This window comes from Bradyrhizobium quebecense, assembly GCF_013373795.3.
Lineage (GTDB): Bacteria > Pseudomonadota > Alphaproteobacteria > Rhizobiales > Xanthobacteraceae > Bradyrhizobium > Bradyrhizobium quebecense.
In genome coordinates this window covers 6,508,324-6,526,547 of the sequence record NZ_CP088022.1, presented here as the reverse complement: position 1 = coordinate 6,526,547, position 18,224 = coordinate 6,508,324, and the positions used below count along the sequence as shown (strand labels likewise).

The 18,224-nt window shown below is 64.9% G+C and carries 16 protein-coding genes; 8 read left to right on the top strand and 8 right to left on the bottom strand.

Annotated features, from left to right (window positions below; translation table 11 throughout):
* Positions 1-184: 184 nt before the first annotated feature.
* Positions 185-1,876 (top strand): putative bifunctional diguanylate cyclase/phosphodiesterase, encoded by a 1,692-nt coding sequence (locus HU230_RS31410; protein ID WP_176528493.1) that lies wholly within the window; start codon positions 185-187, stop codon positions 1,874-1,876.
* Between the two features lie 168 nt (positions 1,877-2,044).
* Here the strand turns inward: HU230_RS31410 and phaR are convergent, their stop codons facing one another.
* Positions 2,045-2,635: a polyhydroxyalkanoate synthesis repressor PhaR gene (gene phaR, locus HU230_RS31405; protein WP_176528494.1), complete on the bottom strand. Its 591-nt coding sequence runs from the start codon at positions 2,633-2,635 to the stop codon at positions 2,045-2,047.
* Positions 2,636-2,950: 315 nt separating this feature from the next.
* On the opposite strand from phaR, the gene HU230_RS31400 reads away from it, so the two are divergent.
* The 4 genes from HU230_RS31400 (at position 2,951) to HU230_RS31385 (ending at position 6,883) form a co-directional block, all read left to right on the top strand.
* Positions 2,951-4,129: an acetyl-CoA C-acetyltransferase gene (locus tag HU230_RS31400; RefSeq protein WP_176528495.1), complete on the top strand. Its 1,179-nt coding sequence runs from the start codon at positions 2,951-2,953 to the stop codon at positions 4,127-4,129.
* A 268-nt stretch (positions 4,130-4,397) separates the two neighbouring features.
* A complete protein-coding gene (phbB, locus tag HU230_RS31395; RefSeq protein ID WP_092120223.1) occupies positions 4,398-5,123 on the top strand; it encodes an acetoacetyl-CoA reductase in 726 nt (241 codons plus the stop codon).
* A 137-nt stretch (positions 5,124-5,260) separates the two neighbouring features.
* On the top strand, positions 5,261-6,133 hold the full coding sequence (gene yddG, locus HU230_RS31390; RefSeq protein WP_176528496.1) for an aromatic amino acid exporter YddG: 873 nt from the start codon (positions 5,261-5,263) through the stop codon (positions 6,131-6,133).
* Positions 6,134-6,286: 153 nt separating this feature from the next.
* Positions 6,287-6,883, top strand: coding sequence for a hypothetical protein (locus HU230_RS31385; protein ID WP_176528497.1), 597 nt, complete (start codon positions 6,287-6,289; stop codon positions 6,881-6,883).
* Positions 6,884-7,039: 156 nt separating this feature from the next.
* On the opposite strand, the gene HU230_RS31380 is transcribed toward HU230_RS31385, so the two are convergent.
* Positions 7,040-7,474, bottom strand: a complete 435-nt coding sequence (locus tag HU230_RS31380) for a cupin domain-containing protein (protein WP_176528498.1) — start codon at positions 7,472-7,474, stop codon at positions 7,040-7,042.
* Complete coding sequence (gene gloB / locus HU230_RS31375; RefSeq protein ID WP_176528499.1) at positions 7,474-8,241, bottom strand: hydroxyacylglutathione hydrolase; 768 nt, start codon at positions 8,239-8,241, stop codon at positions 7,474-7,476. The genes HU230_RS31380 and gloB overlap by 1 nt, the downstream gene beginning before the upstream one ends.
* A 183-nt stretch (positions 8,242-8,424) precedes the next feature.
* Here gloB and HU230_RS31370 point away from each other — a divergent pair, with 183 nt between their 5' ends.
* Positions 8,425-9,177, top strand: a complete 753-nt coding sequence (locus HU230_RS31370) for a class I SAM-dependent methyltransferase (RefSeq protein ID WP_176528500.1) — start codon at positions 8,425-8,427, stop codon at positions 9,175-9,177.
* Positions 9,178-9,237: 60 nt separating this feature from the next.
* Here the strand turns inward: HU230_RS31370 and HU230_RS31365 are convergent, their stop codons facing one another.
* From HU230_RS31365 to HU230_RS31345, 5 genes are all read right to left on the bottom strand, one after another.
* Positions 9,238-9,999, bottom strand: coding sequence for a DUF4167 domain-containing protein (locus HU230_RS31365; RefSeq protein WP_176528501.1), 762 nt, complete (start codon positions 9,997-9,999; stop codon positions 9,238-9,240).
* 514 nt (positions 10,000-10,513) lie between these two features.
* Positions 10,514-11,395: a peptide chain release factor N(5)-glutamine methyltransferase gene (gene prmC / locus HU230_RS31360; RefSeq protein WP_176528502.1), complete on the bottom strand. Its 882-nt coding sequence runs from the start codon at positions 11,393-11,395 to the stop codon at positions 10,514-10,516.
* A 183-nt stretch (positions 11,396-11,578) separates the two neighbouring features.
* The gene (gene prfA, locus HU230_RS31355; protein WP_173640103.1) at positions 11,579-12,658 is read right to left on the bottom strand and encodes a peptide chain release factor 1; all 1,080 of its coding nucleotides are present in this window, start codon (positions 12,656-12,658) and stop codon (positions 11,579-11,581) included.
* A 57-nt stretch (positions 12,659-12,715) separates the two neighbouring features.
* Complete coding sequence (gene ptsP / locus HU230_RS31350; protein WP_173640104.1) at positions 12,716-14,983, bottom strand: phosphoenolpyruvate--protein phosphotransferase; 2,268 nt, start codon at positions 14,981-14,983, stop codon at positions 12,716-12,718.
* A gap of 498 nt (positions 14,984-15,481) precedes the next feature.
* Positions 15,482-16,738, bottom strand: a complete 1,257-nt coding sequence (locus tag HU230_RS31345) for an aspartate kinase (RefSeq protein WP_176528503.1) — start codon at positions 16,736-16,738, stop codon at positions 15,482-15,484.
* Positions 16,739-16,946: 208 nt separating this feature from the next.
* Here HU230_RS31345 and HU230_RS31340 point away from each other — a divergent pair, with 208 nt between their 5' ends.
* Together HU230_RS31340 and ubiG are read left to right on the top strand one after the other, a co-directional pair.
* A complete protein-coding gene (locus tag HU230_RS31340; RefSeq protein WP_176528504.1) occupies positions 16,947-17,414 on the top strand; it encodes a PH domain-containing protein in 468 nt (155 codons plus the stop codon).
* 14 nt (positions 17,415-17,428) lie between these two features.
* Positions 17,429-18,181 carry a bifunctional 2-polyprenyl-6-hydroxyphenol methylase/3-demethylubiquinol 3-O-methyltransferase UbiG gene (gene ubiG / locus HU230_RS31335; RefSeq protein WP_176528505.1) on the top strand — a complete coding sequence of 251 codons (753 nt, stop codon included), beginning with the start codon at positions 17,429-17,431 and terminating at the stop codon, positions 18,179-18,181.
* Positions 18,182-18,224: the final 43 nt, after the last annotated feature.

Here is an 18,224-nt window from a genome sequence, read left to right as displayed (position 1 = left end):
GTTGCGTCCCTCTGCAACACCCTCATGGCAAGGGTCATGCCCGTCATCCCCAGTTCGTTCCACGGCAGTCGAAAACGTGGTTTCCAGATTATTTATCAAGTTCTCCTAGCGTTGGATTCACCGGAACCACTATCTTGAGGATGTGTAGAATCACCGGGTGCCGTCCCAAATCGAGACATAGTCGATGCCCCCTGTCCCGCCAGCTGCCAGCATCCTCGCCTCGCTCGGCCAAGCGACATTCGCCTGGGACCTGGCGACCGACGCGATTGCCTGGAGCGACAATGTGGCGACGGTCTTCCCGGACATTCCGGTCGCTGCGCTTGCGAGCGGCGGCGAGCTCGCAAAGCTGATCGAGCCAATGCGCTCGGTTCGATCAGATGCGCTCGGCCAGACTGGAACGGTGCGGGGCGGCGAGGGGGTTCCCTACCGGATCGAATACGGCGTGCGGGCCGTCACCTCAGCGCCGTTAATCTGGATCGAGGAGACCGGCTGCTGGTTTGCCGGCGCCGACGGCAAGCCGGCGCGCGTGCAAGGCGTCGTTCGCATCAACAATGAACGGCATGCCCGCGACGAGCAGCTCGTGAAGCTGTCGCGGCACGATCCGCTGACCAACGAGCTCAACCGCACCCATCTGATCGCCTCGCTCGCCGAGACCATCGAGGAGTGCGCGCGCTTCCGCACCTCCTGCGCGTTCATGCTGATCGGCATCGATCATCTGGCGCGGGTCAATGATGCGTTCGGCTTCGATGTCGCGGACGCCGTCATCGCCGAGGTGGCGAAACGGATTCGTGCGCGGCTGCGCAGCGGCGACATGCTCGGCCGCTTCTCCGGCAACAAGTTCGGGCTGATCCTGCGCAACTGTACAGTCGACGACACCAACGTGGCCGCCGAGCGTTTCCTCGCCGCGGTGCGCGACGAGGTGGTGCCGACCAGATCCGGCCCGGTGTCGGTAACGGTCTCGATCGGCGCCGTCACCATCCCGCGCCACGCGAAGTCTGCGGAGGAGGCGGTCAATCGTGCCCAGGAGACGCTGGACGCCGCCAAGAGCCGCCGCGCCGGATCGTTCGCGCTGTGGAAGCCGAACGTCGAGCGCGATGCCCAGCGCCGCGTCAACATCCGCGTCACCGACGAGATCGTCACCGCGCTGAACGAGCGCCGCATCCTGATCGGCTTCGAGCCGGTGGTCGATGCGCGTTCGCGGCAGCCTTCGTTCTACGAGTGCCTGGTCCGCATGGAGCAGGAGGACGGCAGGGCGCTGCTCGCGCCCGATATCGTGCCGGTCGCCGAGCGGCTCGGCCTGATCCGGATGGTCGATCATCGCGTGCTGGAGCTTGCGATCGCCGAGCTCGCCGCCGCCCCTGGTGTTCAGCTCAGCCTCAACATCTCGCCGGACACCACGATGGATCCGGACTGGTGGGCCACCATCGAATCGCTGATGCGCGCGCATCCCGGCGTCGGCGAGCGGCTGATCGTCGAGATCACCGAGACGGTCGCGATCCAGGACATCGACGACGTCCGCGGCTTCGTCACGCGGCTGAAGAATTTCGGCAGCCGAATCGCGATCGACGATTTCGGCGCCGGCTACACCTCGTTCCGCAATTTGCGCAAGCTTGGCGTCGATATTGTCAAAATCGACGGCGCCTTCGTGCAGAACATCGTGCGTTCGGCCGACGACCGCGCCTTCGTGCAGACGCTGATCGATCTCGCGCGCCGCCTTGAAATCAAGACCGTCGCCGAATGGGTGCAGGACGAAGAAGCCGCCGTGATGCTGCGCGAATGGGGCTGCGATTTCATCCAGGGCCGCCTGATCGGCCTCGCTTCACCGGACCGGCCGTGGAACGCTCCGGCGGAGAAGGCCGTGCCAGCCGCGGGCTGATCTGTTCGCCAAATTAACGGTGTCGTCCCGGCGAAAGCCGGGACCCATACGCCGCGGCTTCTCAATGAGGCGACCTGGCAGACGCCTCGTTCAATCAACAAGCATTTGTGGTTGAGTCCCGGCATTCGCCGGGACGACGATGGGGTGAGTAGCGCGCAAGAACGAGACCTATTCGTCCTTCTTCGTCGGCTGTGACATGCGCTCGAGGCGTTCCTGCATGTCCTTCATCTGGCGGCGAAGGTCGTCGATGTTGCCGTCGTCGGCCGCGGGCTCCGGCGCCTTCTCGGCTTCAGTGCCGCCGCGCTGCGGCACGAACGGCTTGAACATCGAGAAGGTCTGCTGGAACAGCTCCATGTTGCGGCGGACCTGTTCTTCCAGGGGAGCAAACGGCGTCCCGCTCAGGGCGCCTGCGATCTGCTTGCGGAATCTCTCCTGTTCCCGGGTCAGCGTATCGATCGACTGCTCGAGATATTTCGGCACCACCATCTGCATGCTGTCGCCGTAGAACCGGATCAGCTGGCGCAGGAAGGTGGTCGGCAGCAGGTTCTGCCCGGCCTTGTTCTCCTGTTCGAAGATGATCTGCGCGAGCACGGAGCGGGTGATGTCATCGCCGGTCTTGGCGTCATAAACGAGGAAATCCTCGCCTTCCTTCACCATCGCCGCGAGATCCTCGAGCGTCACATAGGTGCTCGTACCGGTATTATAGAGCCGCCGGTTCGCGTATTTCTTGATCGTGGTCGGTTGTTCAGATTTTGCCATGGGCTCACACTTCAACACCGAAGGACCTGGAACCCGGCAGCATCGCCGCTGGGCTAAATGCAACGCATCGCAGCAAAGGTAAGCATTTTCAAAGCCGTTCGGCTACCGTTTTGTGCTGCACGGTTAATCCCAAAGCAAAGGTATTGCTCAGGAAAGTGCCAAGGACGTCATTTTGAATGCGTCGCGGCGCGCGATTTGCGCGTCAGCGCGATTGACATGGCTCAATGAGGTTTACAGGATAGTCATTAAGAGACAGGTCCGCCGACCCGGCCGCCCGCCGTCGAGAAACCCAGCTACAACCCAAAGGAGATGTCCATGTCAGACGATGTCGTCATCGTCAGCGCCGCCCGCACCCCGGTCGGCAGCTTCAACGGTGCGTTCGCCACCACGCCGGCCCACGACCTCGGCGCGATCGCCATCAAGGCGGCGCTGGAGCGTGCCGGCGTCGAGGGTGGTCAGGTCTCCGAAGTCATCATGGGCCAGATCCTCACGGCGGCGCAGGGCCAGAATCCGGCCCGCCAGGCCTCGATCGCGGCCGGCATTCCGGTGGAAAGCCCGGCCTGGGGCGTCAACCAGCTCTGCGGCTCGGGCCTGCGCACGGTGGCGCTCGGCTACCAGGCGCTGCTCAACGGCGATTCCTCAATCGTCGTCGCCGGCGGCCAGGAATCCATGAGCATGGCCCCGCACGCGCAATATCTGCGCGGCGGCGTCAAGATGGGCGACCTGCAGCTGATCGACACCATGATCAAGGACGGCCTGTGGGATGCCTTCAACGGCTACCACATGGGCAACACCGCCGAGAACGTCGCCAAGCAGTACCAGATCACCCGTTCGCAGCAGGACGAGTTCGCGGTCGGTTCGCAGAACAAGGCCGAGGCGGCGCAGAAGGCCGGCAGGTTCAAGGACGAGATCGTCCCGGTCACGATCAAATCCCGCAAGGGCGATATCGTGGTCGACGCCGACGAGTATCCGCGCCATGGCGCCACGATCGATGCGATGGCCAAGCTCCGCGCCGCCTTCGAGAAGGACGGCACCGTGACCGCCGGCAACGCCTCGGGCATCAACGACGGCGCCGCCGCCGTCGTGCTGATGACCGCCAAGGAAGCCGCCAAGCAGGGCAAGAAGGTGCTCGCCCGCATCGTCTCGTGGGGCCAGGCCGGCGTCGACCCCAAGATCATGGGCACCGGGCCGATCCCCGCCTCGCGCGCCGCGCTGAAGAGGGCCGGCTGGAACATCGCCGACCTCGACCTGATCGAGGCCAACGAGGCGTTCGCCGCGCAGGCCTGCGCCGTCAACAAGGACCTCGGCTGGGATCCGGCCAAGGTCAACGTCAATGGCGGCGCGATCGCGATCGGCCATCCGGTCGGCGCGTCGGGCGCCCGCGTGCTGGTGACGCTGCTGCATGAGATGCAGAAGCGCGATGCCAAGAAGGGCCTCGCGACGCTGTGCATCGGCGGCGGCATGGGCATCGCTATGTGCGTTGCACGCGACTGAACAAGAGGCAGCGAGGTCGGTTAGGTGATGAAAAGATCATCTGTCAACCACGGCGCGAGCTGATAGAAAAGATGCCCGGCTTTGTGCCGGGCATTTTTGTTTCGAGAGCATGATCCGGAAAAGTATGAAGCGGCTTTCCGAAAGGATCATGCTCAAAAGAGCGAGCTAAAGCGCGATGACGGTTGAGCCTAATCTCATCGCGCTTTGTCGAGTGAGTGCGAGGACCGGAGTGATCCGGTTATAAAAGACGGCCAAGGAGGAAACGGACATGGCACGTGTTGCATTGGTGACGGGCGGAACGCGGGGCATTGGAGCTGCAATCAGCAAGGCGATGAAGGCGGCGGGCTACAAGGTGGCGGCGAGCTACGCCGGCAACGACGCCGCGGCGGAGAAGTTCAAGGCGGAGAGCGGCATCCCGGTCTACAAGTGGGACGTCGCATCGTTCGACGCCTGCGCGGCCGGCGTGAAGCAGGTCGAGGCCGATCTCGGTCCGGTCGACGTGCTCGTCAACAATGCCGGTATCACCAAGGACACTGCATTCCACAAGATGACGCTGGAGCAGTGGAATGCCGTGATCAACACCAACCTCGGCTCGCTGTTCAATATGACGCGCCAGGTGATCGAGGGCATGCGCGCCCGCAAGTTCGGCCGCGTCATCTCGATCTCCTCGATCAACGGCCAGAAGGGCCAGTTCGGCCAGGTCAACTACTCCGCGGCGAAGGCCGGCGATATCGGCTTCACCAAGGCGCTCGCGCTGGAGAACGCCAAGGGCGGCATCACCGTCAACGTGATCTGCCCGGGCTATATCAACACCGAGATGGTGCAGGCGGTGCCGAAGGACGTGCTCGAGAAGAACGTGATCCCGCAGATTCCAGTCAACCGGCTCGGCGAACCCGAGGAGATCGCGCGTGCCGTGGTCTTCCTCGCGGCTGACGAGGCGGGCTTCATTACCGGCTCGACGCTGACCATCAACGGCGGCCAATATCACGCCTGACGCGAGAAGCGTCGTCGCGTCGCAGGTGCCATCAATCACGTCGTAATGCCCGGCCTTGTGCCGGGCATTTTCGTCGTTACAACCGCAAGGCGCGAAGCAGAGACGTGGCCGGGGCGGCCACGACGGATTGAGTTCAGATGACGACCCGAACTGCCACCCTTGTCGGACTGACCGCCATCCTGATGTGGTCGCTGCTGTCGGTCATGACGGTCGCGACCGGGGCGATCCCGGCGTTCCAGCTCGCCGCCATGACGTTTGCGATCGGCGCCGTGGTCGCGTTCGCAAGCTTCCTCTTCCGTCCCGCAGCGTTCGGCGCATTGAAGCAGCCGCTGGTCGCCTGGGTCGTCGGTGTCGGCGGGCTGTTCGGCTATCACGCGCTGTATTTCCTGGCGCTGCGCTTCGCGCCGCCGGCCGAGGCCGGCCTGCTCAACTATCTCTGGCCGTTGCTGATCGTGCTGTTCTCGTCTCTGCTGCCGGGCGAGCGGCTTGCGATCCATCACGTCGTCGGCGCGCTGCTGGGCCTTGTGGGCACCGTGCTGCTGTTCGCCGGCAACACCGGCAGCTTCTCGAGGGAGCAGATTCCAGGCTTCGCGGCCGCCTTCGTCGCGGCCTTTGTCTGGGCCGCCTATTCGGTGATGTCGCGCCGGCTCAAGGCGGTGCCGACCGATGCGGTGGCGGGCTTCTGCCTTGCCACGGCCGTGCTTGCCGCGCTGGTGCACATGTTGGTGGAAACCACGGTGTGGCCGGCGACGCCGCTGCAATGGCTCGCGGTTGCAGCACTCGGCATCGGTCCGGTGGGCGCGGCATTCTTCGCCTGGGACATCGGCATGAAGCGCGGCGACATCCGCGTGCTCGGCGCCGCGTCCTACGCCACGCCGCTGCTCTCGACCGCGTTTTTGATTCTGGCGGGTTTTGCCAAGCCCAGCGCCAACATCGCCATCGCAGCGATCCTGATCGCCGGCGGCGGCCTGATCGCAGCGAAAGATATGGTACTAGGAAAAAGAACGTAGGATGGGTAGAGCGCAGCGAAACCCATCATGCTTCGTCGCGTGACGATCGATGGGTATCGCTTCCGCTCCACCCATCCCACGAGGATGGCTCGCGACGAGTTTCGATCCAAAAGAAAGGCAGATCAGCGCAATATCTAGCGCCAGAAGGAAATGATGTTGGACGCACCGTTTTTGGAGCTGGCCTATTTCGTAGGTGAAGCAAACCTGGAGCAGGCGCTTGACAAGGTAAGAGCTGAGACGCCGCTCGAGGGAGCGGCAAGAAAGTTCACGGCCTCGAACGTGATCGGAATCGCTGGGCCGGCTGAGCAATTGGCGGTTCGTGGTGGTGTAATAGAATTGCGCACCGAAGGCGAAGCCTTTTGCGGACCGTCGGCGCGTCTCGACCCGAGAGCCCGGAGGCTGGGCAACATTGCGTACCGGAGGTTCGTCCACTGGGCGCGTCTTCTGAACCCTACGTATGGCGCGATACTCGTCGAGTACTCCCTGGAGAATCCGGATGAGCTCCGCAAAGATCAACGCAGTCTCGCGTTTCGAGATTTCTATTTAGCAAAGCGGGCATTGGATGTGCGTGCTTGGTCCAAGCTTCATGAGATTGTGGGCGACCGGGCGTATCGACACGCCCTTCCTGATGGCTTGTACGTCTCCATGACTCCCTACTTCAATCCGGAGGCGGCAGGGCTGGCTTCAGGCGATGCTCAGGTACTATCGGCGAAAATCGCTGAGCTGTTGGCTCGTTCGCTCCGTGATTAGGGGCAAAAGAACGTAGGATGGGTAGAGCGAGCCTGTTTCACCGTCACCCTGAGGAGGCCGCAACCCGGCCGTCTCGAAGGGTCGACGGCCCGCCTGTGGCCGGTTCATCCTTCGCGGCTCGCTGCGCGAGCACCTCGGGATGACGGGGTAAAAACCTTACGAAGCCGGCTCCCAGCCCTTCGGCGCGAGTTCGAACTTCGCGAACTCGAAGCCCGGCGCGACGGTGCAGCCGACCAGCGTCCAGTCGCCGCTGCTTTCCGCGGCCTGCCAAGCGCCCGCCGGCACGATCGCCTGGGGCTGTTCGCCGTTCGCGACATCCGGCCCCAGGGTGATCGAACGCGGCGGCTCGCCGTCCTGCGCGATCTTCAGCGTCAGCGGCGCGCCGGCGTAGTAGTGCCACATCTCGACCGCGTCGATGCGGTGCCAGTGCGAGCGCTCGCCGCGCGCGAGCAGGAAATAGATCGCGGTCGAATGCGCGCGTCCACTGGCGTCGCAGCGTTGGTCGCGAAACGTCTCGCGATAATGCCCGCCTTCGGGATGCGGCTGCAGCGCGAGCCGCGCGATGATGTCGGCAGCAGCGAGCTGTGACATCAGGACTTGTTCTTGCGCTCGCGGAGCTCGCCGAACACCAGCGCCGGGTCGGCGCCCTTCATGTGCAGCTTGGCGGCGACAACAGGCTCGTCGGCGCGCAGGAACACGTTGGCCTTCTTCTCGTCACCCAGCAGCACGGGAATCGTCGGCTTGTTCTCGGCGCGCAGCTTCGTCACTTCCTCGGCGCGGGCCTGCAAATGCGGATTGTCGCCCTCGATGGTGAGCGCGAACTTCACGTTGGAGGCGGTGTATTCATGGCCGCAATACAGACGGAAATCGTCCGGCAGCGAACGCAGCTTCAGCAGCGAATCCCACATCATGGGATAGGTGCCCTCGAACACCCGGCCGCATCCGATCGAGAACAGCGTATCGGCGGCGAACACCGCCTTCTCGCCGTCGAATACATAGGAGATATGGTCGAGCGTATGGCCGGGGGTCTCGACCACGCGCGCGAGCAGGCTGCCGACCTTGATGACGTCGGCATTGGCGGCGCGCAGATCGACATTGGCGATCTTGGCAGACTTGTCGTGCGGCGCGACGACGCGGCAGCCGTACTTCTGCTTCAGCTCGGCGACGCCGCCGACATGGTCGCCATGGTGATGGGTGATCAGGATGTCGGTCAGCGTCCAGCCTTCGTGCTCCAGCGCCTCGATGATCGGGCCGGCCTCCGGCGCGTCGATCGATGCCGTCGCCTTGGTGGCGGGATCGTGGATCAGGTACCCGAAATTGTCGGTGAGGCAGCTGAAGGTGCGAATTTCGGCGGTCATGATATCTCCACGAACAAACGGGACGGACATTTCAGAGCATGTTTTTTTCGAAAAGCCGGCGTCGCCGTTTCCGGATCATGCTCTTACCTCGCCCAATATAGGGGTGAAATATGGCGTTAACGCTCCGGCGGCAACGCAAATTTCGGCGCTCCCCGGCTGTAACGGGCATGTTAGGCTAGGATCATGGACGTCATCGACCTCCGCGACTTCTATTCGCAGCGCCTCGGCATCGTCGCGCGGCAGCTGATCAACCGTGGCATCCGTGCGCGGTGGCCGAACGCGGAAGGCCAGCGCGTGCTCGGGCTCGGCTATCCGACACCTTACCTCGGCCTGTTCCGTGATACCTGCGAGCGCTGCATCGCCTTCATGCCGGCGGCCCAGGGCGTGCTGAAATGGCCGACCGGCCGGCCGGCGCTGGCGACCCTGATCGACGAATTCTCGATGCCGCTGCCGGATGCCGCGGTCGACCGCGTGCTGCTGGTGCATGCGCTGGAGATGTCCGACGATCCCGAGCGGCTGCTGCGCGAGGTGTGGCGGGTGCTGTCACCGTCGGGGCGGCTGATCGCGATTATCCCGAACAGGCGCGGCGTCTGGACGCGCACCGATGCCACGCCGTTCGGCCATGGCCGGCCCTATTCGCGGGCGCAGATCACCCAGCTGTTGCGGCAGACCTGGTTCACGCCGGCGTCATGGGGCGAGGCGCTGTTCATGCCGCCGGTGCAGGGCAGCTGGTTCTTGCGCTCGGCGATGGCGTGGGAGCGGGTCGGTGCGGCGCTGTCGATGCCGTTCGCCGGTGTGCATATCGTGGAAGCGAGCAAGCAGGTCTATCGCGCGATCCCGGCGCGCCGCGAGCGCACGCAACTGATCCCGTCATTGCGTCCGGTGCTGGTGCCGTCCTCGACGGCGACGCGCAAATCCAGTCACGCGGAGTCGTAAGACGACGTGACACGAATGATTCACCCTCCCCTGGAGGGGGAGGGTGGCCGCACAGTTGCGTTACTCGTTGCCCGGATTGAAGTCGTCGCTCGGCGCCGGCTGCGCCGCCATATCGGGGCGCGGGCCGTGCGGACGGCGGCGACGGCGCGGAAAACGCTCGCTCCGTTCGCCGCGTTCTGCGCCGCCATTGCTGGCTTCATAGGCGCCACCGTTGACCTGCGGCTGCGCGCCGCCGGTGATGAACGAGGGCAGGCGATCGACGCCGCCGGCATCGGCCACCACCGGCTGCGGCTGGTTCTGCGGTAGCGGTTGATACTGCGGCTGCGGACGATGTTCGCGTTCGCGGTGCTCACGCGGCTGCTGTTCACGCTCGCGATGCTCCCGCGGCTGCTGGTAGGGCTGCTGGCCGTTGTCGCGCATGAACGGCTGTTGCTGCTGCGGCACGAAGCCCGGCTCCTGGCCGAAGCTCGAATAGCCGTCGCTGTCGTCGTCGCCGTCCTCGGTCTGCGTCACCTCGGCGTCGGGGCGCGGCGGCTGCTGACTCTGCCGGAACTGCTCCTGCGCGGCCGCGATGATCCGGTAATAGTGCTCAGCGTGCTGGTAGTAGTTCTCAGCTGCCACCGGATCGCCGGAGGAGCGTGCATCGCGCGCAAGCTGGACGTATTTCTCGGCCACGTGGGAGGCCGTGCCGCGGATCTTGATGTCGGGTCCGTTCGATTCGTACACCCGTGTCAGGGGATTCTGGCCGCGCCGGTTATTGTTGTTGTTATTGTTGTTGTTATTCCGGTTGCGCATCCGCTTGTTGTTCTGACCGTTTCTCATCTGTCGCCTTTTATTCCAGCCCTGAAGTTATTGCAGTCCACAGTCCGATTTCTCAGAAGTCCGAATTCTCAGAAGTCCGATTCCCAGATTCCAATTCCCAGAGTCCGATTCGGCGTGCGCCCAGGCACACGGAATCGCAATACCGTTCGAAGTGGCATCGATGTCGCCGACCATCTCGTTCAGCAAAGTCGCGTTCAGCAAAGACGCGTTCCCCAACCGCCGCCGGCCAAACACGCCAGCGACAAAATCATTCCGCCCGTTGAGACAGGCCCAGTTCTCGTGCGTAAGTGTTCAAGCGCAATAACAGGCTTTCGTTCGCTTGGCGGTCGAGAGCAGCACAGCTTCGGCTATTGCGCTCAATGAGACCTGCGTTCCTGGAACCTTTCGATCGGCGGGCTCTGCTGAACCCTGGTCATCACCCGTAACGGTTACGGGGCCAGCACCGATGTCGTGGGCGGAACGTAGTCGTTCCCGGGGGATATTCCAAGAGGTTTTTTTGCGTTCCAATAGGACTTTATCGGGGCAGCCGGCGGGCTGAAACGGCCCTTGGAACGCCCGCGAGATCGGCCTTGGGCGGCCCCGTTGGGGATAACCCGGAAGCCGTCATCAGCGCTTCAACGTCGCCGCTCTGGCCCTGTCCGACTTCCACAACCAGAAATCCACCCGAGGTCAGAAGACCCGCAGATTGCGAAATCAGCGCGCGGTAGGCGTCGAGCCCGTCGGCCCCGCCGTCGAGCGCCGCGCGCGGGTCGTGCGCGCGCACCTCGATGGCGAGGCCGGCGATGTCGGCCGAGGGGATGTAGGGCGGATTGGACACGATCAGGTCGAACGCGCCGGTCAGGGCGCTGCCATAGCCGCACGCGATCCATGTCGCGCGATCGGCGAATCCGAGTTCGGCGGCGTTCCGGCTCGCCGTCTGCAGCGCCTCTGTGGAGATGTCGGTGCCGAAGCCATGCGCGTGGGGCAGTTCCGAGAGCAGCGCCAGCAGGATCGCGCCCGAACCGGTGCCGAGATCGGCGATCCGCAACGCGCGATCCGCCGCGCCGTCGGTGCGCAGCAACTCGAGCGCGCGCTCGACCACGGTCTCGGTGTCGGGGCGCGGCACCAGCGTTGCGGCGGTCAGATGCAGCGGCAGCCCCCAAAACTCCTTGATGCCGAGAATGCGCGCGACCGGTTCGCCGGCGAGGCGGCGCCGCGCCAGGCCCTCGAGGCGATCCGCTTCGTCCTGGGTCAGCGTACGTTTCGCTCTCGTGACCATGCCGGTCAGATCGAGGCCAAGCGCCGCGCCGACCAGCAGCCGTGCATCGAGTTCGGCGGAATTGTTGCCGGCCGATTGCAGCTGCGCAGCCAGTGCGCGGCGGGCGCTCTCGACTGTTGCGTTGACCACAGGCGCCATCACGCGGTGTCCTCGCGCAACACCAACCGTCCGTCGTCCCCGCGAAAGCGGGGACCCATACGCCGCGGCCCTTCGATCTGGGCGGTCGGGGTCGATATCGGGATCAACAATGACGCCCTGTGGTTGTGGGTCCCTGCTTTCGCAGGGACGACGACGATCAATGGAGCCAGCAGCCGGATCGGTTCACGCCGCCGCGCCCTGTGCCGCGAGCTGCGCGGCCTGATGCTCGGTGGTCAGCGCATCGATCAGTTCGCCGAGCGCCTCGCCCGCGATCACCTGCGGCAGCTTGTAGAGCGTCAGGTTGATACGGTGGTCGGTGACTCTCCCTTGCGGGAAATTATAGGTGCGGATGCGCTCCGAGCGGTCGCCGGAGCCGACCTTCTCCTTGCGGTCGGCGGAGCGCGCGGCATCGACACGCTGGCGCTCGGCGTCATAGATGCGCGAGCGCAGGATGTTCATCGCCGACGCCCGGTTTTTGTGCTGCGAGCGGCTGTCCTGCATCATCACCACGATGCCGGTCGGCAGATGGGTGATGCGGATCGCGGATTCGGTCTTGTTGACGTGCTGGCCGCCGGCGCCGCCGGCGCGCATGGTCTCGATCCGCAAGTCGGTGTCCTTGATGTCGACGTCGACGTCCTCGACCTCGGGCAGCACGGCGACGGTAGCGGCCGAGGTGTGGATGCGGCCCTGCGTCTCGGTGTCGGGCACGCGCTGCACGCGGTGCACGCCGGACTCGAATTTCAGCTTGGCGAAGGCGCCGCGGCCCTGCACCTCGGCGATGATTTCCTTGTAGCCGCCGACGGTGCCTTCGCTCGCCGAGATCACCTCGACCTTCCAGCCCTGCAAGGCCGCGAAGCGCTCATACATCCGGAACAGGTCGCCGGCGAACAGCGAGGCCTCGTCGCCGCCGGTGCCGGCGCGGATTTCCAGCACCACGTTGCGGTCGTCCATCGCGTCCTTCGGCAACAGCGCGACCCGGATCTTCTGCTCGAGATCGCCGATGCGCGCCTGCAGCGTCTCCAGCTCGGCTTCCGCCATGCTGCGCATCTCGGGATCGGTCCCCGCATCGGCCAGCAACGCCTCGGTGTCGGCGAGTTCCGATCGGGCAGAGCGATAGGTCTTCACCGCATCGATCAGCGGATTGAGCTCGGCGAGCTCGCGCGTGATCGCAACATAGCGCTCGGAGTTGACCTGGCCGAGCAGCTCGGCCTCCAGCGAGGCGTGATGGGCGAGCAGGACGTCGAGTTTGGCTTCGGGTAGCATGGCGGAGTCTCGAATTGCTGAAAGCGCGAAGGGGTGGCAGAGGCGACGGCAGCGTCGCTACAAGGCCAGCCCCTCGGTTTCCGCAAACTTCGTCAGCGCCCCGCGGATCGAGACGCTGCCGACCGGCGCGTCCAGCAGCGGATTGATCATCGCCTCGGCCTTCTTGGCGTCGAGGTCGAGGATCAACGCCTTGACCGGGCCGTGCGCGGTCGCCGACAGCGACAGCGAGCGATAGCCGAGCGCAATCAGCGCCAGCGCGCCGATCGGCTTCGACGCCATCTCACCGCACAGCGAAGCGGCCTTCTTCGCGATCTTGGCCTTGCGCACGATGTCGCGCAGCGCGCGCAGGATCGGCGCCGACAGGATGTCGAAGCGTTCCGAGACCTTGGCATTGCCGCGGTCGACCGCGAACAGGAACTGGAACAAGTCGTTGGAGCCGACCGAGACGAAGTCGACCTTCTTCAGCAGCTCGTCGAGCTGGTAGAGCAGGGCCGGCACCTCGACCATGGTGCCGATATCGATCCGTTCGGGCAGCGAATGGCCGTGCTGTCGCAGATAGGTCAGCTCGCGCTCGACGATCGCCTTGGCCTGGTCGAACTCGGCGATCTCGGAGATCATCGGGAACATGATCTTCAGCGCACGTCCGCCGCCGGCGCGCAGCAGTGCGCGGATCTGGCCGCGCAGCAGGCCGGGGCGGTCGAGGCCGAGCCGGATCGCGCGCCAGCCGAGCGCGGGATTTTCCTCGACCACGGTCTCCATGTAGGGCAGCGCCTTGTCGCCGCCGATGTCGAGCGTGCGGAAGGTGACGGGCTTGGTGCCCGCGGCATCGAGCACGGTGCGGTACAACGCGAGCTGGTCGCTCGAACGCGGCAGGCTCGGGCTCACCATGAACTGCAATTCGGTGCGGAACAGGCCGATGCCGGCGCTGCCGGTGTCCTCGATATGCGGCAGGTCGATGGTCAGGCCGGCATTGATCAGGAGCTCGATCGGCTGGCCGTCCTTGGTCACGCAGGGCTTGTCGCGCAGCGCCGAATATTGCGCCTGCCGCCGCGCCCGGAACCGGACGCGCTCGGCGTAGGCGGATTCGATCTCGGCGGAGGGGCGGACATAGATCTCGCCGGAAATGCCGTCGACGATAATGGCATCGCCCGGATCGGCAATGCCGGGCGCGTTCGGCACCTCGCCGACCGCGGGAATGCCGAGCGCGCGTGCCACGATCGAGACGTGGGAATTCGCGGTGCCTTCCTCCAGCACCAGGCCGCGCAGCCGCTTGCGGTCATAGTCGAGCAGCGCTGCGGGGCCCATCGCGCGGGCGATCAGGATGGCGTTGTCGGGCAGCTGCTCGCGCGTCGGCGCATGGTCCTGGCCGACCAGTTGCCGCATCAGGCGATGGCCGAGATCCTCGAGATCGTGCAGGCGGTCGCGCAAATAGGGATCGGTCGAGCGCAGCATGCGCGCGCGGGTGTCGGACTGCACGCGTTCGACGGCGGCTTCCGCGGTGAGGCCGGTGGCGACCGCCTCATGCAGCTTGTGCGACCAGCCCTGGTCGTTGGCGAACATGCGGTAGGCTTCCAGCACATCGCGATGCTCGCCGCCTTCGGCGACGTCGCCGCGCTCCAGCATGCGGTCGAGATCGGCGCGCAGATTGGCGAGCGCAGTGTCGAGCCGCTTGATCTCCTTCGGCAGGTCTTCGGCGATATAGTTGGTGATGACGACGCGCGGCTCGTGCAGCACGACATGGCCGAGCGCGATGCCGTCGGAGAGCACCGCGCCGGTCTTGTGCAGCGAGTGCCGCGCGGCGGGCTCGGCGCCGGGCTGGGCCAGCGCGGCAAGCTCGCCTGAGGCGATCATCTCCGCCAGCACCATGGCGGTGGTCTGCAGCGCCTCGACCTCTTCCTCGACATAGGTGCGCTTGGCGCGGTTCTGCACCACAAGCACGCCGAGCGTGTTGCCGGCGCGCAGGATCGGCACGCCGAGGAACGAGTGGTAGATCTCTTCGCCGGTTTCCGGGCGGTAGGCGAAGGCGGGATGGCTTTGCGCGTCGGAGAGATTGAGCGGCGTCGCCTCGCTGGCGACGAGGCCGACCAGGCCCTCATGCGCGCTCAGCACGGTGCGGTGCACGGCGTCGCGGTTCAGACCCTCGGTGGCGTAGAGCTCGAGCGTGTTGTCGATGCGCAGCACGTAGCAGGAGCAGACCTCGGCCACCATGTTGGCCGCGATCAGCACCACGATCTTGTCGAGGCGTTCCTGGGCGGAGACTTGCTCCGCCATGGTTTCGCGGAGCCGCCTCAACAGGACGCGGGGGCCTCCCGACGCGCTCCGCATGTGCTTCAGTCCCTCCCCACCAGGCCGGCGCACGGGGCCGGCCGGCCGTTGGCGCAAAACTCGTCAAACACAACAATTTTAGTCATTCGGCGTCGCCGCTCGCGCCAGTTCCCGCCGATTCGGGATCGCACAAACTGTGCCACAGTTTGCGACAGCCCACCTGACTGGCCGTATAGCCAATCGAGGCTCGCTTTGCCAAGCAAAACGCCTGCCAGTAGCAAATAACGTCTGCGTCAGCCCGATGCTGCGCCCGCTAAGAGAAATTCTAACTCCGGGATGTGGGTACCGGAGGCCCTCTTCCTTCTCCCCTTGTGGGAGAAGGTGGCCACAGGCGGCCTGCGGCCGCCGTTCTTGGAAACGCCGATGCTGCGCATCGGCTACGCGCAGTCCGCGACGGATGAGGGATCTCTATCCGCGGAGGCAGACCCCTCACCCGGTTTCGATGCTAAACGCATTGAAACCACCCTCTCCCACAAGGGGAGAGGGTTTCCCAAAGCCCTACGCCTGGTCCAGCCCGTACAGCGTGTGCAGCGTGCGGACCGCGAGTTCGGTGTAGGCGGCGTCGATCAGGACCGAGAACTTGATCTCGGAGGTGGTGATGGCGCGGATGTTGATGTTGCGATCGGCCAGCGCCTTGAACGCCTTCGCCGCGACGCCGGCATGGCTGCGCATGCCGCTGCCGATCACCGAGACCTTGGCGACATCGGTCGCGGTGTCGAGCCTGGCGTAGCCGATCTTGGCCTTGGCGGAGGTAATGGTGTCCCTGGCGCGGTTGTAGTCGGTGGCCGGCACGGTGAAGGTGAGGTCGGTGGTCTTGCCGTCCTCCGACACGTTCTGCACGATCATGTCGACGTTGATGTTGGCATCCGCAAGCGGCCCGAAGATCGCCGCGGCGACGCCGGGCTTGTCCTCGATCTGGCGCACGGAAATCTGGGCTTCGTCCTTGGAGAAGGCGATGCCGGTGACGACGTGCATTTCCATGATTTCCTCCTCGCTGCAGATCAGCGTGCCCGGCGGCTGGTTGGCGTGCGGGTCGATATCCTCTGGCTTGTCGAAGCTGGAGCGTACGAAGATCGGCATGTTGTGCACCATGCCGAGTTCCACCGAGCGAACCTGCAGCACCTTGGCGCCCTGCGAGGCCAGCTCCAGCATGTCCTCGAATGCGATCTTGTCGAGCCGGCGCGCCTTCGGCACCACGCGCGGATCGGTGGTGTAGACGCCGTCGACATCGGTGTAGATGTCGCAGCGGTCGGCGCGCAAAGCGGCCGCGATCGCCACCGCCGAAGTGTCCGAACCGCCGCGGCCGAGCGTGGTGATGCGGCCGGTCTGCGGGTTGATGCCCTGGAAGCCGGCGATCACGGCGACTTCCTTGCGCTCCTTGAAACGGCCGATGATCTCGCTGCCGTCGATATCGAGGATGCGCGCCGAAGCATGCGCCTCCGAGGTCTTGATCGGGATCTGCCAGCCCTGCCAGGAGCGCGCCTGGATGCCGATGCCCTGCAGCACGATCGCGAGCAGGCCCGAAGTGACCTGTTCGCCGGAGGCGACCACCGCGTCATATTCGCGCGCGTCGTGCATCGGCGAGGCCTCGGTGCACCAGGCCACCAGTTCGTTGGTCTTGCCGGACATCGCGGAGACAACGACGGCGACCTCGTGGCCGGCGTCGACCTCGCGCTTCACGTGCTGGGCGACGTTGCGGATACGATCGATATTGGCGACGGACGTACCGCCGAATTTCATCACGAGGCGGCCCATGACGACGCGTCTATTCCTTTAAGAGGATAAGTAGGTTAACCCACGCCGAAAACCGCAAGCGCGGGCACCGAAAGGCGCGTATACATAGCGCCGCGCCCGGGGGCAAGCCGGTTGGTAGGGGTCCCCCGAGGGTCTTTTGGGGGTGTTTTACCGGTTGAGGCCGGCTGTGGCGCAAGGGTAACGCGGGGGCAACGCGAAGGCGGATTGGATGGGACGCTACATCGACGAAATCCTGCAGCCTGGCGAGAAGGTGCTGTATTCCACCAACGCGCACTGGATGTTCTATCTGCCGGCGATCGCGGCCTGGATCCTGGTCCTGGCGCTCTTGATCCTGTCACGGATGACGACGGTCGACGGCCTGGTGCTGGCCTGCCTTACGGGCGCCGCCGTGGTCGCGGTCGCGGCGCTGTACTGGACCGGCGCGGCCTGGTTCCATCGCTGGACTACCGAGACTGACGTGACCAATTTCCGCGTCGTGCACAAAACCGGCTTCATCAAGCGGCGCACCTTCGAGATGAGCCTCGACAAGGTCGAGAGCGTCGACGTCAACCAGAGCATCATGGGGCGCCTGCTCAATTATGGCGACGTCACCATCCGCGGCGTCGGCGAGGGCATCGAGACCATCAAGACCATCGCCTCGCCGCTGTCGTTTCGCAATTCGATCACCGCGCGATAGGGGCGCGCGCAATCATGACCACAACGCTTTCCAATTCCACCGCCGCCTCGGTCGATCCGGCCGAAATCGCGAAGTTCTCGAAACTGTCGGATGAATGGTGGGATCCGCGCGGCAAGATGGCGCCGCTGCACAAGATCAATCCGCTGCGCCTGACCTATATCCGCGACGCCGCCTGCCGCAAGTTCGAGCGCAACGCCAAGAGCCTGAGCTGCCTGTCCGGCCTGCGCCTGCTCGACATCGGCTGCGGCGCCGGCCTGCTGTGCGAGCCGTTCACCCGGCTCGGCGCCCAGGTGATCGGGATCGATCCGTCCGCCACCAACATCGCGGCCGCGAAGCTGCATGCCGACAAGGGCCATCTGTCGATCGACTACCGCTGCACCACGGTGGAGGAGATGGACGCACGCGAGCGCTTCGACATCGTGCTGGCGATGGAGGTGGTCGAGCACGTCGTCGATGTCGGCGCCTTCATCAAGCGCTGCGCCGTCATGCTCAAGCCCGGCGGGCTGATGGTGGTCTCGACCTTGAACCGCAACTGGAAGAGCTTTGCGCTGGCGATCGTCGGCGCCGAATACGTGCTGCGCTGGCTGCCGCGCGGCACCCATGACTGGAGCAAGTTCGTCACCCCCGCCGAGCTCGAGCGCTATCTCGGCGACGTCAATCTCACCGTCACCGAGCAGGCCGGCGTGGTCTACAACCCGCTCGCCGACAAATGGACCGTCTCGACCGACATGGACGTGAACTACATGGTGGTGGCGGAGGAGGTGTGAGCTCGTTACCTCGCCCCGCTTGCGGGGAGAGGTCGGATTGCGA

Bases quoted from the DNA above. Each gene is read 5' to 3' on its own strand.
- HU230_RS31410 (WP_176528493.1), top strand. From the start codon at position 185: ATGCCCCCTGTCCCGCCAGCTGCCAGCATCCTCGCCTCGCTCGGCCAA.
- phaR (WP_176528494.1), bottom strand. From the start codon at position 2,635: ATGGCAAAATCTGAACAACCGACCACGATCAAGAAATACGCGAACCGG.
- HU230_RS31400 (WP_176528495.1), top strand. From the start codon at position 2,951: ATGTCAGACGATGTCGTCATCGTCAGCGCCGCCCGCACCCCGGTCGGC.
- phbB (WP_092120223.1), top strand. From the start codon at position 4,398: ATGGCACGTGTTGCATTGGTGACGGGCGGAACGCGGGGCATTGGAGCT.
- yddG (WP_176528496.1), top strand. From the start codon at position 5,261: ATGACGACCCGAACTGCCACCCTTGTCGGACTGACCGCCATCCTGATG.
- HU230_RS31385 (WP_176528497.1), top strand. From the start codon at position 6,287: ATGTTGGACGCACCGTTTTTGGAGCTGGCCTATTTCGTAGGTGAAGCA.
- HU230_RS31380 (WP_176528498.1), bottom strand. From the start codon at position 7,474: ATGTCACAGCTCGCTGCTGCCGACATCATCGCGCGGCTCGCGCTGCAG.
- gloB (WP_176528499.1), bottom strand. From the start codon at position 8,241: ATGACCGCCGAAATTCGCACCTTCAGCTGCCTCACCGACAATTTCGGG.
- HU230_RS31370 (WP_176528500.1), top strand. From the start codon at position 8,425: ATGGACGTCATCGACCTCCGCGACTTCTATTCGCAGCGCCTCGGCATC.
- HU230_RS31365 (WP_176528501.1), bottom strand. From the start codon at position 9,999: ATGAGAAACGGTCAGAACAACAAGCGGATGCGCAACCGGAATAACAAC.
- prmC (WP_176528502.1), bottom strand. From the start codon at position 11,395: ATGGCGCCTGTGGTCAACGCAACAGTCGAGAGCGCCCGCCGCGCACTG.
- prfA (WP_173640103.1), bottom strand. From the start codon at position 12,658: ATGCTACCCGAAGCCAAACTCGACGTCCTGCTCGCCCATCACGCCTCG.
- ptsP (WP_173640104.1), bottom strand. From the start codon at position 14,983: ATGCGGAGCGCGTCGGGAGGCCCCCGCGTCCTGTTGAGGCGGCTCCGC.
- HU230_RS31345 (WP_176528503.1), bottom strand. From the start codon at position 16,738: ATGGGCCGCCTCGTGATGAAATTCGGCGGTACGTCCGTCGCCAATATC.
- HU230_RS31340 (WP_176528504.1), top strand. From the start codon at position 16,947: ATGGGACGCTACATCGACGAAATCCTGCAGCCTGGCGAGAAGGTGCTG.
- ubiG (WP_176528505.1), top strand. From the start codon at position 17,429: ATGACCACAACGCTTTCCAATTCCACCGCCGCCTCGGTCGATCCGGCC.